This window comes from Actinacidiphila sp. bgisy160 (assembly GCF_965342435.1).
Taxonomy (GTDB): domain Bacteria; phylum Actinomycetota; class Actinomycetes; order Streptomycetales; family Streptomycetaceae; genus Actinacidiphila.
The window spans coordinates 40,178-53,014 of record NZ_CBDRCM010000026.1; the positions used below are offsets into that span (position 1 = coordinate 40,178).

14 protein-coding genes and 1 pseudogene are annotated in these 12,837 nt (G+C 73.4%); 5 read left to right on the plus strand and 10 right to left on the minus strand.

The window, feature by feature from the left end; all coding sequences use genetic code 11:
• Positions 1 to 46 precede the first annotated feature (46 nt).
• Together ACRWNP_RS20965 and ACRWNP_RS20970 are read left to right on the plus strand one after the other, a co-directional pair.
• A complete protein-coding gene (locus tag ACRWNP_RS20965; RefSeq protein ID WP_431963562.1) occupies positions 47 to 1,840 on the plus strand; it encodes a glycoside hydrolase family 15 protein in 1,794 nt (597 codons plus the stop codon).
• A 4-nt stretch (positions 1,841 to 1,844) separates the two neighbouring features.
• Positions 1,845 to 2,054, plus strand: a pseudogene (locus ACRWNP_RS20970) (SDR family NAD(P)-dependent oxidoreductase); the annotation flags it as partial.
• Positions 2,055 to 2,058: 4 nt separating this feature from the next.
• Here the strand turns inward: ACRWNP_RS20970 and amaP are convergent.
• The 5 genes from amaP to ACRWNP_RS20995 form a co-directional block, all read right to left on the minus strand.
• Positions 2,059 to 2,628, minus strand: coding sequence for an alkaline shock response membrane anchor protein AmaP (gene amaP, locus ACRWNP_RS20975; RefSeq protein WP_431963564.1), 570 nt, complete (start codon positions 2,626 to 2,628; stop codon positions 2,059 to 2,061).
• Between the two features lie 6 nt (positions 2,629 to 2,634).
• On the minus strand, positions 2,635 to 3,249 hold the full coding sequence (locus tag ACRWNP_RS20980; RefSeq protein ID WP_431963566.1) for a DUF6286 domain-containing protein: 615 nt from the start codon (positions 3,247 to 3,249) through the stop codon (positions 2,635 to 2,637).
• On the minus strand, positions 3,246 to 3,581 hold the full coding sequence (locus ACRWNP_RS20985) for an Asp23/Gls24 family envelope stress response protein (protein WP_431963568.1): 336 nt from the start codon (positions 3,579 to 3,581) through the stop codon (positions 3,246 to 3,248). Before ACRWNP_RS20985 ends, ACRWNP_RS20980 begins: the two co-directional genes overlap by 4 nt.
• A 63-nt stretch (positions 3,582 to 3,644) precedes the next feature.
• Entirely contained in the window at positions 3,645 to 3,827 is a 183-nt protein-coding gene (locus ACRWNP_RS20990) for a hypothetical protein (RefSeq protein ID WP_018560608.1), read from the minus strand.
• Between the two features lie 31 nt (positions 3,828 to 3,858).
• Entirely contained in the window at positions 3,859 to 4,350 is a 492-nt protein-coding gene (locus ACRWNP_RS20995; protein WP_431963570.1) for an Asp23/Gls24 family envelope stress response protein, read from the minus strand.
• Between the two features lie 154 nt (positions 4,351 to 4,504).
• Between ACRWNP_RS20995 and ACRWNP_RS21000 the strand changes: the two genes are divergently transcribed.
• Positions 4,505 to 5,209 carry a hypothetical protein gene (locus tag ACRWNP_RS21000; RefSeq protein WP_431963572.1) on the plus strand — a complete coding sequence of 235 codons (705 nt, stop codon included), beginning with the start codon at positions 4,505 to 4,507 and terminating at the stop codon, positions 5,207 to 5,209.
• 32 nt (positions 5,210 to 5,241) lie between these two features.
• Here the strand turns inward: ACRWNP_RS21000 and ACRWNP_RS21005 are convergent, their stop codons facing one another.
• The 3 genes from ACRWNP_RS21005 to ACRWNP_RS21015 all read right to left on the minus strand — a co-directional run bounded on the left by ACRWNP_RS21005 (position 5,242) and on the right by ACRWNP_RS21015 (position 8,348).
• The gene (locus ACRWNP_RS21005; protein WP_431963574.1) at positions 5,242 to 6,033 is read right to left on the minus strand and encodes an enoyl-CoA hydratase/isomerase family protein; all 792 of its coding nucleotides are present in this window, start codon (positions 6,031 to 6,033) and stop codon (positions 5,242 to 5,244) included.
• A gap of 118 nt (positions 6,034 to 6,151) precedes the next feature.
• The gene (locus ACRWNP_RS21010) at positions 6,152 to 6,373 is read right to left on the minus strand and encodes a helix-turn-helix domain-containing protein (RefSeq protein WP_018560612.1); all 222 of its coding nucleotides are present in this window, start codon (positions 6,371 to 6,373) and stop codon (positions 6,152 to 6,154) included.
• Between the two features lie 376 nt (positions 6,374 to 6,749).
• Entirely contained in the window at positions 6,750 to 8,348 is a 1,599-nt protein-coding gene (locus tag ACRWNP_RS21015; protein WP_431963576.1) for an ABC-F family ATP-binding cassette domain-containing protein, read from the minus strand.
• Between the two features lie 227 nt (positions 8,349 to 8,575).
• Between ACRWNP_RS21015 and ypfJ the strand changes: the two genes are divergently transcribed.
• Together ypfJ and ACRWNP_RS21025 are read left to right on the plus strand one after the other, a co-directional pair.
• Positions 8,576 to 9,478: a KPN_02809 family neutral zinc metallopeptidase gene (ypfJ, locus tag ACRWNP_RS21020; protein ID WP_431963578.1), complete on the plus strand. Its 903-nt coding sequence runs from the start codon at positions 8,576 to 8,578 to the stop codon at positions 9,476 to 9,478.
• A 103-nt stretch (positions 9,479 to 9,581) separates the two neighbouring features.
• Complete coding sequence (locus ACRWNP_RS21025; protein WP_431963580.1) at positions 9,582 to 9,992, plus strand: VOC family protein; 411 nt, start codon at positions 9,582 to 9,584, stop codon at positions 9,990 to 9,992.
• Positions 9,993 to 10,007: 15 nt separating this feature from the next.
• On the opposite strand, the gene ACRWNP_RS21030 is transcribed toward ACRWNP_RS21025, so the two are convergent.
• Positions 10,008 to 11,390: a hypothetical protein gene (locus ACRWNP_RS21030; RefSeq protein WP_431963582.1), complete on the minus strand. Its 1,383-nt coding sequence runs from the start codon at positions 11,388 to 11,390 to the stop codon at positions 10,008 to 10,010.
• A gap of 125 nt (positions 11,391 to 11,515) precedes the next feature.
• Entirely contained in the window at positions 11,516 to 12,628 is a 1,113-nt protein-coding gene (locus tag ACRWNP_RS21035; protein ID WP_431963583.1) for an alpha/beta hydrolase family protein, read from the minus strand.
• Between the last annotated feature and the right edge of the window lie 209 nt (positions 12,629 to 12,837).

Genomic DNA, 12,837 nt, shown 5'->3' on the forward strand with positions numbered 1-12,837 from the left:
CCTCGTAGAGCGGGGACCCTCGTAGCGGGAGAGGCGGAGGCCGGCCGTGGCGGCACTGATCGAGGACTACGCGATCATCGGCGACCTGCAGACCGCCGTGCTGGTCTCCAGGAGCGGCTCCATCGACTGGCTGTGCCTGCCCCGCTTCGACTCCCCCGCCTGCTTCGCCGCGCTGCTGGGCGACGAGGACAACGGCAACTGGCGGATCGCCCCGGCCTCGGCCTGGCGCGAGGAACCGTGCACACGCCGCTCGTACCGCGAGGGCACCCTGGTGCTGGAGAGCGTCTGGGAGACCCGCGACGGCACCGCCAAAGTGATCGACTTCATGCCCCAGCGCGATCGCGCACCGGACGTCATGCGCATCGTCGAGGGGGTGCGCGGGCACGTCGCCATGACCAGCGAGCTGCGGCTGCGCTTCGACTACGGGAGGGTCGTCCCCTGGATGCGCCGCACCGACGGCCACCGCGTCGCGATCGCCGGGCCGGACTCGGTGTGGCTGCGCACCGAGCCCCAGGTACCCATGTACGGCAAGGGCTTCGCCACGCACGCCGACTTCACCGTCGCCGAGGGCGAGCGGATCGCCTTCGCCCTGACCTGGCACCCCTCCCACGAGAGCCGGCCGCGCCTGGTCGACCCCTTCCGGGCGCTGGAGCAGAGCTGCGAGGACTGGGAGTCCTGGTCTGCCACGTGCCGCTACGACGGTCCCTGGCGGGACGCGGTGCTGCGCTCGCTGATCACCCTCAAGGCGCTGACGTACGCGCCCAGCGGCGGGATCGTCGCCGCGGCGACCTCCTCGCTGCCGGAGGAGATCCGCGGGGTGCGGAACTGGGACTACCGCTTCTGCTGGCTGCGCGACGCGACGCTCACCCTGAACGTGCTGGTGGAGACCGGCTACCTCAAGGAGGCCTACCACTGGCGCGACTGGCTGCTGCGCGCCGTCGCCGGCGACCCCGCCGACCTGCAGATCATGTACGGGCTGACGGGCGAGCGCCGGCTGCCCGAGGAGGAGCTGGACTGGCTCCCGGGGTACGAGGCGTCCTTGCCGGTGCGGACCGGCAACGCCGCGGCCAAGCAACTTCAGCTCGACGTCTACGGCGAGGTCCTCGACTCGCTCTTCCTCGCCCGCAGCTTCGGGCTGCGCGACGAACCCCACGCCTGGGCGGTGCAGCGCACGCTGATGGACTTCCTGGAGTCCAAGTGGCAAGAGCCCGACGAGGGCCTGTGGGAGGTGCGCGGCGACCGGCAGCACTTCGTGCACTCCAAGGTGATGGCCTGGGTGGCCGCCGACCGCGCGGTGCGCACCCTGGAGAGCCATCCGCACCTGTCCGGCGACGCGGACTCCTGGCGGGCGATGCGCAGCGCGGTGCACCGTGAGGTGTGCCGCAGGGGTTTCGACCGGGAGCGCAACACCTTCACGCAGTACTACGGCTCCAAGGAACTGGACGCGGCGACCCTGCTCATCCCACAGGTGGGCTTCCTGCCCGTCACCGACAGCCGGGTGGTCGGCACGGTGGAGGCGGTGCGTCGCGAACTGGACCACGGCGGCTTCGTCCGCCGCTACACCCTGGAGGACAGCAGTGTGGACGGGCTGCCCGGCGGCGAAGGCGCCTTCCTGGCCTGCTCGTTCTGGCTCGCCGACGCGCTGCACCGCATCGGCCGCACCGACGAGGCTCGCGAGCTGTTCCAACGGCTGCTGGGCCTGTGCAACGACGTCGGCCTGCTGGCGGAGGAGTGGGACCCGGTCGATCGGCGTCAGCTGGGCAACTTCCCGCAGGCGTTCAGCCACATCGGCCTGGTCAACACGGCACTCACGCTCTCCGGCCGCGACGCGGCACGATGACGCCATGGATCGCGGGCCGAGGGACAGGGCGCACGTCGTCACGGGCGGGACCCGCGGGCTGGGCTTCGCCGCCGCGCGGGAACTGGTCGCCGACGGCGCGCGGGTGGTCGTCGGCGGCCGCCACGAGGACTCGGTGGCCGCCGCCGTCGCGGCGCTGGGCGGCCCCGAGCGGGCGACCGGCGTCGTCGCGGACAACGCCGCACCCCCGTCCGCGCGGGTCAGCTGACGCGGGCCGCCCGGTGGCTGACGGCACGCAGGCGGACCTCCGCGGGGAGCCGGGGGACGCCGGCACTGACCCGGGCGCGGTCCAGGACGGCGGAGTCGAGTCCGTCCAGGACGTCGCCGGGGACGGCGTGCGGGGACAGGGCGAGCTGCAGCCGGGCGCGGGGCGCGGTGGGCGTGCCCATGATGGCGGTGGTGGCGTGGTCGACGCCGTGGAGCTGCTCGGCGTCGGCGGCGATCATCTCCTCCAGGGCCCGGCCGCGCAGCAGGGCCACGCCGTCGTCGGCGGCGTCCACCGCCAGCCGGCGCAGCCTGCGGTCGCGCACCTGGGCGAGCAGCCACCACACGGCGCACAGCACGATCAGGGCCAGCACGCCGATCACGGTGGGCCACCACCAGGAGGCGTCCTCGTAGCGGGTCCGGTCGCCTTCGCTGAGCAGTACGTCGTCCCGCCCGGTGTACGGACGGTGCAGCAGGCCCGTCGCCGAACACAGCACAAGGGCGCCGAGGAGCACCAGGGCCAGCCCCACGAGGGCGAGGACGGCACGATTGACGATGGCGCGCACCGCGCCTCACCCCTCTTCCATGCGGCGGACGTGCAGCGCCAGGCCGAGCGGCCGGGCCAGGCCCAGTTGTTCCATGGCCTCGGCCAGGGTGGCCGCCAGATCGGCGCGTACCGCCTCCGTCTCCCGGAAGGCGACCACCGCGCGCACGGTGGCGGTGCGGCGGGTGACCGTGACGCGTGCCGAGCGCACCCCGGAGACCTCCACCGCGCGGTCGCGCAGGGTGAGTTCGGCGGCGTGACGGTCGAGTCCGGCCCGTACGGGCGCCGTTCCGGCGCGCATGGCGAGCACGTCGCGGAGCCCCGGGGTGACGGCCAGCACGAGCAGCCAGAGCCCGAGCACGACCGCCACGCAGGCCGCGGCCAGGATCCACGGATCGTCCAGCGGGCGGGTGGCCAGTTCGCCGGCGAGGGTCCGGCGCCAGGCCATCCCGGGCCGTCCGGCGCGGACCGCCGCGACGTCGTAGAGCAGCAGCCCGGCCGCGACGGCCAGGAGGGCGGCGGTGATCGCGGCCGGGAGGCGGCGCGGGGACCAGAAGCGCCGCCGCGGGCGGGAACCGGCCGGCGGCGGTCCGGACGGCGGTCCCGGGGGTGGCGCGAGCGGGGCCGGGCCGAGATCGCTCACCGGACCCTCGCCTCCTCCAGGACGTGGCTGGCCCGCGAGTGCAGCCGCTCGACCTCCACGGTCACCCCGACGACCGCGACGCCGGTCAACTCCTCGACTCGGTAGGCGACATGTCGGCGCACCGAGCGGCACACCGCGGCGATGTCCACTGGGTAGCCGAGTTCGACGGAGAGCCGTACGTACACCTCCTCGCGGTGGACGGAGACGCCGGCCTGGGGACGCGCGTCGCGCGGCACGTACTCCCGGCCGGGGGCGTCGACAAGCGCCTCACGGGCCGCCTGGGAGGCGATCTTCGCCAGCACGCGGTCGGCGAGGCGGAGCGAACCGCGCACGCCGGGGACGGGGGGCGGGGCGGGTGACGTGGGTGTCGGCGCCGCGGCCGTCATCTGCGTGGCTCACCGCCTCCGGTCACGGCTGCGGAAGAACTCCCCGGGTTCCAGGTCGCCGTCGAGGAACCGGCCGACGACGAAACCGACGGCGCCGAGCGCCGCCACCAGCAGGAAGGCCGCGAACCCGCCGAAGTAACCGGCGAATCCGAGCGCCATCCCGACGATCAAGCCGAGCACGGCCATGCTCATCGTCCGCTCCCTGTTTCCCTCCCGGGGCCCGTCACTGGACCCGCTGCTCCTGGTCGTCGTCGTCCGTGTCCTCAGGGAGCTTGACGTCGCCCACCGCGATGTTGACCTCGATGACCTCGAGACCGGTCATCCGCTCCACGGCCGCGATGACGTTCTCGCGCACCCCGTGCGCGACCGCCACGATCGAGACCCCGTAGTCCACGACGATGTCCAGGTCGAGGGCGGCCTGCACCTCGCCCACCTCGGCCCGCACGCCCCGGGTCACGGACCTGCCGCCGGGCACCCGGTCGCGGACCGCGCCGAAGCCCCGGGAGACGCCGGAGCCGAGGGCGTGCACGCCCTCCACGTCGCGCGCCGCGAGCCCGGCGATCTTCTCGACCACGCCGTCCGCGATGGTGGTCCGCCCGCGTGTCGCGGGATCGCCCAGGGGTGCCCGCCGCCCTGACGTGCCGTTGCCGGCCGGGCTGGTCCCCTTCTCCAGGGTCCGGCCCCGCCCCTCCGCCTGTTGCGCGGTGTCGGTCATCGCACCTCTTCCCTTCGGGTTTCCGATGGCGGGAGCGGTACGGGCTGCTCCTTGCACCACACTATGTGGGCATGCCCCGTCGCGCTGTGAGGATGCAGCGATCAGGGCCAGGACGGCGGCCCGCGCGGACGCGCAGCGGAGGAGGTGACGGCCGATGACCGCGGACCGGCTGGCTCGTTCGGTGCGCCGGCAACTCGGGCTCGGCCGGGTGCTCCCGCTCGGCGGCCCCGGGGACACGGTGTGGGTCACCGAACGGGCGGCGGCCGGGGTGCTGCGCGCGGCCGCCGAAGCGGTGCCGGGGATCCGCCTGGGCGCGCTGCGCATCGGCGCGGCGAAGGGGCCGGACGGAGCGGAGGGCGAGTCCGCCGGCGCGGCCGGGGCGCCGCCGGGGTCGGCGCCGGGGTCGGCGCCGGCCGGGGCGCTGCCGAGACGGCCGCTGCGGGTGGAGGCCGGCTTCGAGGCCACTGCGGACCATCCGCTGCCCGAGTCGGCCGGACGGCTGCGCGACGCACTGTGGGAAGCGGCCGTCGAGAGTGTCGGGCTGGAGCCGGAGGCGATCGACCTGACGGTCACCGGACTGCTGGAGGAGGGCGGCCCCCGGCCGGCATGCCCCGAGGAGGACGCCGACCCGCCGGAGGAGGGGCGGAGGACCACCACCGCGGGCCGCGCCGCCGCGGCGGTGCCCGGGGTCGCCGGGCTGACCTCGCGGCTGGGCGGGCAGCGCCATCCCTCCCAGGTGCAGATCGCGGTGGGCACGGGCCATCGCGCCCTGGACGTCGGACGGGCAGTGGCCGCGGCGGTGACGGCCGTGACGCAGGACGCCACGACCGTCGTGGTCACCGACATCGCCGGGGGCTGAGGCCCCGGACCGCGGCCCCCGGCGGAGGGCCGCTACTCCCCCACGCCCGCCAGGTCCCGCAACCGGCGGCCCTGCGCGGCGCGCTCGGCCACGCGCTGCTCGTCGTACGTTCGCCCGGAGGCCTCGCGGAGGAGGGCCTTGGTCTCGATGACCGCGTCGCGCGGCGCGGCCAGCAGGGCGCCCACCAGGTCCTTGACGGTGCCGTCCAGCTCGGCCGCCGGGACGGCGACGTTGGCGAGGCCGGTGGCACAGGCCTCCTCGGCGCCGACGAAGCGGCCCGTGGCGCAGATCTCCAGCGCCCGGGCGTAGCCGACCAGTTCGGTCAGCGGCTTGGTGCCGGCGAGGTCGGGGACCAGGCCCAGGCTGGTCTCGCGCATGGCGAACTGCACGTCGTCGGCGACGACGCGCAGGTCGCAGGCGAGGGCCAGCTGGAAGCCCGCCCCGATGGCGTGCCCCTGTACGGCGGCGACGGTGACGACGTCGTTCCGCCGCCACCAGGTGAACGCCGACTGGTACTCGGCGATCGTGGCGTCGAGTTCACCCTCGGGAGCGCGCGCGAGGTCGACGAAAGACGGCTCGCCGTCGAATCCCTCGGGCGTGAAGGCCTGCCGGTCCAGCCCGGCGGAGAAGGACACACCCTCCGCGCGGAGCACGACGACCCGTACGCTGCCCGGCAGCAGGCGGCCGGCCTCGACCAGCGCCCGCCACATGGCGGGCGACTGGGCGTTGCGCTTGGCCGCGTTGCACAGCGTCACGGTGGCGACGGAATCCTCCGTCGCGAGCCGTACGCCATCACGTTCCAGCAGCACGGTGGGGTCGGACATCGGGCACCTCCTGGCGATCCGCAGTCTGGATTACCGAAGAGTAACCACCCGGTCGGCCGTTTCCGCGACCGGGTGGTCCACCACGACTCCGAGCCGCCACGCGAGGCGCCCGGCTGTGTCAGGCCGTGGAAACCTTCTTGCCTCGTGTCGCTCCGCCGCGACCGCGCAGGGTCACGCCGGACTCACTGAGCATCCGGTGGACGAAGCCGTACGAGCGGCCGGTCTCCTCGGCCAGCGCCCGGATGCTTGCTCCACCGTCGTACTTCTTCTTGAGGTCTGCCGCGAGCTTCTCGCGCGCGGCGCCGGTCACCCGGCTGCCCTTCTTCAGAGTCTCGGCCACCCGTGCCTCCTCTAGGGAAGTGCGCTCTGTGACTCTCATGATCACCCCTAGGAGACTTCCTGGCCACCCATTCGGCAAGGTCCGTGCGACAACATTTGGCGCGCAGTTGACACGGACACCTCGTGCCGAACAAGTGGAATCCGGCATTCCGCCGGGCGTTCCCGGACCCCTCCCGGAGCGCGGCGGAGAAAAGGCAGGTCACCCGAGCCGGTAAGGAGTTTCCCCGTGTGACGTGGCTGATACATCCCTACGTCCGGTATTTCGCACGTTCCCGCGCCGGAGTACGAGTCCGTCTCACACAGATGAAGGACCGCCCGTCGGCCGAATGATCCGGTGGAGTGATCCACACGGATGATCGGCGGCGGGCCCCGGAAGATCAGGCGAGCGCGACGAGGTCGGCGTAGTCCTGGCCCCACAGGTCCTCGACGCCGTCGGGCAGGAGGATGATCCGCTCGGGCTGCAGCGCCTCCACCGCGCCCTCGTCGTGGGTGACGAGGACCACCGCGCCCGTGAACGTGCGCAGCGCGCCGAGGATCTCCTCGCGACTGGCCGGGTCGAGGTTGTTGGTGGGCTCGTCGAGCAGCAGCACGTTGGCGCTGGAGACGACGAGGGTGGCGAGCGCGAGCCGGGTCTTCTCACCGCCGGACAGCACGCCGGCGGGCTTGTCGACATCGTCGCCGGAGAAGAGGAACGAGCCCAGGATCTTGCGGACGGCGACCAGGTCCATGTCGGGCGCCGCCGAGCGCATGTTCTCCAGCACGGTCCGGTCGGGGTCGAGGGTCTCGTGCTCCTGGGCGTAGTAGCCCAGCTTCAGGCCGTGGCCGGGGACGACCTCGCCGGTGTCGGGCTGCTCGACGCCCGCCAGCAGCCGCAGAAGCGTCGTCTTGCCGGCACCGTTGAGGCCGAGGATGACGACCCGGGAGCCCTTGTCGATGGCCAGGTCGACGTCGGTGAAGATCTCCAGCGAGCCGTACGACTTGGACAGCCCCTCGGCCGTCAGCGGGGTCTTGCCGCAGGGCGCGGGATCCGGGAAGCGCAGCTTGGCGACCTTGTCGGACTGCCGCACCGCCTCCAGCCCCGACAGCAGCTTGTCCGCGCGGCGCGCCATGTTCTGGGCGGCGACGGTCTTGGTGGCCTTGGCGCGCATCTTGTCGGCCTGGGCGTTGAGGGTCGCGGCCTTCTTCTCGGCGTTGGCGCGCTCGCGCTTGCGGCGCTTCTCGTCGGCCTCCCGCTGGGTGAGGTACTGCTTCCAGCCCATGTTGTAGACGTCGATCTGGGAACGGTTGGCGTCCAGGTAGAAGACCTTGTTGACGACCGTCTCCACCAGGTTGATGTCGTGGGAGATGACGATGAAGCCGCCGCGGTAGGTCTTGAGGAAGTCCCGCAGCCACAGGATGGAGTCGGCGTCGAGGTGGTTGGTCGGCTCGTCGAGCAGCAGGGTGTCGGCGTCGGAGAACAGGATGCGGGCCAGCTCGACACGGCGGCGCTGACCGCCGGAGAGCGTGTGCAGCGGCTGGGCGAGGACCCGGTCGGGCAGACCCAGGGCGGCAGCGATGGTGGCGGCCTCGGCCTCGGCGGCGTAACCGCCCTTGGTGAGGAACTCGGTCTCCAGGCGCGCGTACTTCTTCATCGCGTTGTCGCGAGTGGCACCCTTGCCGTTGGCCATCCGCTCCTCGTTCTCGCGCATCTTGCGGAGCACGGTGTCCAGGCCGCGGGCGGACAGGATGCGGTCACGGGCCAGCACGTCGAGGTCGCCGGTGCGCGGGTCCTGGGGCAGATAACCGACCTCACCGGAACGCGTCACGCTGCCGCCGGCGGGCAGGCCCTCGCCCGCGAGCACCTTGGTGAGGGTCGTCTTGCCGGCGCCGTTGCGGCCGACCAGGCCGACGCGGTCGCCGCGGGCGATGCGGAAGGAGGCGGACTCGATGAGGACGCGAGCTCCGGCGCGCAGCTCGATGCCGGTGGCAGTAATCACGGGAAGAAGCTCCAGGGCGTATCGGACGGCAGTCGGACGATGTGGTCGCGGTGGTCGCGGTCGGACGCCGTCTAATGCGTGAGGATCACTGCCATGACTCCAGTCTACCGGGGGCGGCACGGGTACCCGGCAAGCGGTTTTCGGCCGGGGCCGGGGCAGGGCGGGGCGGTCCCCGTCCCGGCGGCCGCGACGGGCCTCGGGGGATAGAGCGGCAGATAATCGGAGGTATGCAGTTCGACGACGACGCATCGCTCGACACGTCCCAGGTGGAGGACCGGCGAGGCGGCGGACCTCCCGGCGGCAGACCGCGGGGCAAGCTGGTGGGGGGTGGTCTCGCGGGGCTGATCGTCGTGGTGATCGGACTGATCTTCGGCATCAGTCCCGACCAGCTGGGGCTCTCCTCCGATCCGCCGGGCCGGGCCCCGGGCACGAACTCGGGCTCCGACCTCGCCGCCGGCTGCCGCACCGGCGCCGACGCCAACGCCCGCCAGGAGTGCCGCATGGTCGGGGTGATCAACAACGTGCAGGCGTACTGGGCGTCGGAGTTCCGCAAGCGCGGCATGACCTATGAGCCCGCACCGACCGTCTTCTTCGACCGGCCCATCAGCACCGGGTGCGGGGTCGCCGACCCGTCGTCGGGGCCCTTCTACTGCCCCGTGGACCGCAAGGTCTACCTCGACCTGGACTTCTTCTCGACCCTGACCAGCCGTTTCGGGGCGCAGGGCGGGCCGTTCGCCGAGAGCTACGTCGTCGCCCACGAGTACGGGCACCATGTGCAGGGCCTGGTGGGGACGCTGGGCAAGGCGCAGGACCGGCTCACCGGCCCGGGCAGCAACTCGGTGCGCGTGGAACTGCAGGCCGACTGCTACGCGGGCGTGTGGGCGCGCAACGCCACCCGGACCATGGACGAGGACACGGGCAGCCCGATGATCAGCGCGCTCGACGAGGAGGACATCCGCCGGGGGCTGGACGCGGCCGCGGCGGTCGGCGACGACGCGATCCAGTCACGGGTGCAGGGCCGGGTGACCCCGGAGTCCTGGACGCACGGCTCGTCCGCGCAGCGTCAGCAGTGGTTCACCACCGGACTGGACTCCGGCGCCCCCGGCGACTGCGACACCTTCCGGCGTTGACCGGCCGGAATGTCCGTTCCCGGGGTCATTGTCAGACCCCCCTGCCAGACTGAGATCCACGTCGAGACAGGACGTCCGGTCCCGGAAGGGGAGAGTGATCGTCATGGCCGGGAAGGCAACCGCGCCCACCGTCTGCCCGACGCTGCGCTACAAGGACGCGAAGGCTGCCATCGTCTTCCTCAAGGAGGCCTTCGGGTTCACCGAGGTCGCGGTGTACGAGGACGAGGACGGCATCGTGGCGCACGCGGAACTGGCCTACGGCAACGGAGTGGTGATGCTCGGCAGCGAGCGCTCGGGCACCGCGTTCAGCCGGATCGCCGCGGACCTGGGCGCCGCGTCGGCGTACGTGGCCGTGGAGGACACCGACGCCCACCACGAGCGCGCCGTCGCCGCCGGGGCCGAGGTCGTGCTGCCGCTCAGCGACCAGGACTACGGGTCGCGGGACTACACGGCCCGCGACCCGGAGGGCAACCTCTGGTCCTTCGGCACCTATGTGCCGCGGATACCGGAGTAGGGACGGGACCTGTCGTCACTCTCCGCCGGTGTGCACCTGGAAGGCGGCCCGGCGGATCATCTTGGACAGGGCCGGGTCGGGGTGCGCGGCGGCCAGGGCGACGAGCACCTGGACGGTGCGGGGGTGGCCCGCGTGGCGCAGCTCCTCCAGGAGGCGGGTGACCGAGCCCTGGACGGCCGTCTCGAGATGACTCACCAGCAGGTGGCTCTCGCCGTGGTCGGCGACGGCCGCGGCGGTGTCCACCCACAGCCAGGTGGACTCCTCGCGGGTGAGCAGCGCAGCGACGTCCTCCGGGTCCGCGCCCTCGTGCTCGGCGAGCCAGAGCAGCGCGTAGGGCCGCAGCCCGGCCTCGTCCACCACGTCGCGCACGGCGGGCTCCGCCGGGCCGCCGACGACGCGCAGCGCCTCGAAGGCCAGGGCGCGCAGCAGGGCGTCGTCGCCGCGCGCCACCTCCAGGAACTCGCCCACCGCCTGGGCCACCGGGCGGGCCGCCAGCCAGGCCTTGTACTCGTCGCGGGCGGCGCCGGGCGCCATTCCGATGCAGGCCTTGAGCATCTCCTCGGCGGAGTGCTCGAAGTGCCCGGCGGGGCCCTGCGCGGCCACGCAGATCTGTTCCAGCTTCACCCACACCGCCCAGCTGCCGAGCGCGGTGATGGTGACCTCGCCGGGGCGGGCCGGATCACGGGGCTTGAGGGCGCCGACGCGGGCGAGCGCGTCCAGCGTCCAGTCCAGCAGTGCGGGCAGTTCGTCGCGGCCGCCGCCGGCCGGGGGCTCGTGGCGCTCCGCGCGTAGCTCGGCCACACGCTGCCGCAACAGGTCCAGCAGCACGGCCACGGCGACCGGACCGGAGGAGAGGTGGAGCAGGGAGAGCAGTTGCGGTGCGGCCTCGACGACCTCGGCGACGAGCGAGGGGTCGGCGTCGGCGCACTCCGGCTCGAGCGCCGCCGGGTGCGCCAGCGACCAGGCGTCGAAGAGCGCGACCCAGCCGCGCAGCACGGCGGTGTCGTCGCGGTCCCAGGCGCGCAGGCGCCAGCCGGGTCGGGCGGCACCTCCTTTGTGCAGCTCGATCAGGCCGGTCAGCCGGGCCCGGTCCCAGGCGGCGCGTACCTGCCGCTCCGTCAGGGCCAGGGCGGCGGCGGCCCGCAGCACGTCGGAGTCCCGCAGTATCCCGGCGGTCCCGGGGGCGGCGGCGCCGGTCTCCACGTCGGCCCAGCGGGCCAGCCGCACGGCGTCCGAGAGTTCGGTGCGCGCCCTGCGGGCGAGCTCGGGCAGCGCCGGGATTCCCTCCGGCGGCCGCGGCGGGCGGCTTCGCCGCACCGTGGCGGCACGGCGCGCGGTGGCGAGTGGCCTGCGCGGGACAAGACGCAGCGGAGTGTCTCGCGGGATACGGGACGTCACGGGAGCAGTCTTGCGGGTGAGCACCCGGAAACCCAAACGAGCGTCCCCGTACCGGGATTGACGCCGCCCGAATTGCCGGGAGAGATAGACCTTTATTAGGACATAAAGACCACGTAGGGAGGGCGTCAGAGGAGGGGGGTGAGGAAGCGCCGGAGGGCCTCCTCGTATGTTGAGGGGTTGGCGTTCCACATCGCCGCGTGCGAGGCGCCGCTGACGGCGTGCAGCGTGACGAGATCCGGCCGCTGACGGGCGAGTTGGCGGGACGGCCCCCACGGGGAGAGCGTGTCGCCGGGCCCGTGGAAGACGAGCGTGGGGACGTCCAGTCGTTCCGGGTGGGCCGCCTCCGCGATCCGCTCCGCGTGCAGGCCGGTGCGGCCCTCGGTGGCGCGCACGCCGAGGGGCAGCAGAGCGCGGGGGGCGCCCCGGGAGGCAGCGGCGGCACGGACCGTGCTCTGCCAGTCGAGCACCGGCGAGTCCAGGACCATCCCGGACACCAGGGAGCGCAACGGGGAGTGGCAGGCGGCCCGCAGCGCCATCGTGCCGCCGGTGGACCAGCCGTGCAGCACCAGCCGGCGCGCGCCGTGCCGTACCGCGTAGCGCATCGCCGCGTCGAGGTCGCGCCATTCGGAGTCGCCGAGGTGGCCGATGCCGTCCCACGAGGGGGGCGCGCCGGCGTCGTTGCGGTAGGAGAACGCCAGGAGGGGCAGCCGCAGGTCGGCCAGGAACGCCATGACGTTCATGCCGAGCTCGCGGGAGGTGCCGAGGCCGTGCGCGAGGACGATCCAGGTGTCACGGGCACCGGGCACGAACCAGGCGGGCAGCAGTCCGAGTTCGGCGGGGATCTCGGCGTCCCGGTACTCCAGGCCGAGGGCCGATCCCGGGGTGCCGACGTGCACCTGCGGGGTGAGCCGCACCTGGTCGCCCGGCGCGACGCCGCCGCGGTTGATCCGCACCAGTCGGCGGGTCACGGAGTCCGGGGCCGTCGAGAGCACCTCGCCGACGGTGACGTGCACCCTGGCGGACATCAGGCCGTGCACACCGCGCCGGGCGGTGCCCAGGGTCCGGCTGAGGGTGATGTCCTGCCCGGTCACGGCGTGGACGGTGAGCGGGTCCGGGTCGATGCCGTCCGCGGTCGGCCTCAGGGCAAGCTCGGACACATGCCGCCCGGCCGCCACCGCGGCCGCCCCGGCACCGAACGCTGTCGTGGCGGCGAGGGCCGCCGCGGTGGTGAGGCGCATCGCCTCCAGTCTCCGCGCGCACACCCGCGGTGGCCAGTGGGCGGAGCCGTCCGGGCTCAGTCGCGCTCGTCCTCGTGGGACTCGCGGGGCCGGGGGACGCCGGCGCGGACGGCCCCGTGCTCCCCGTGGGCGTCGTCCTCCCCGTCGGCGTCGTAGGTGTCGGCGGGCTCGTGGCCCTCGTGGCCCTCCTGCCCCCCAAGCACCTCGTT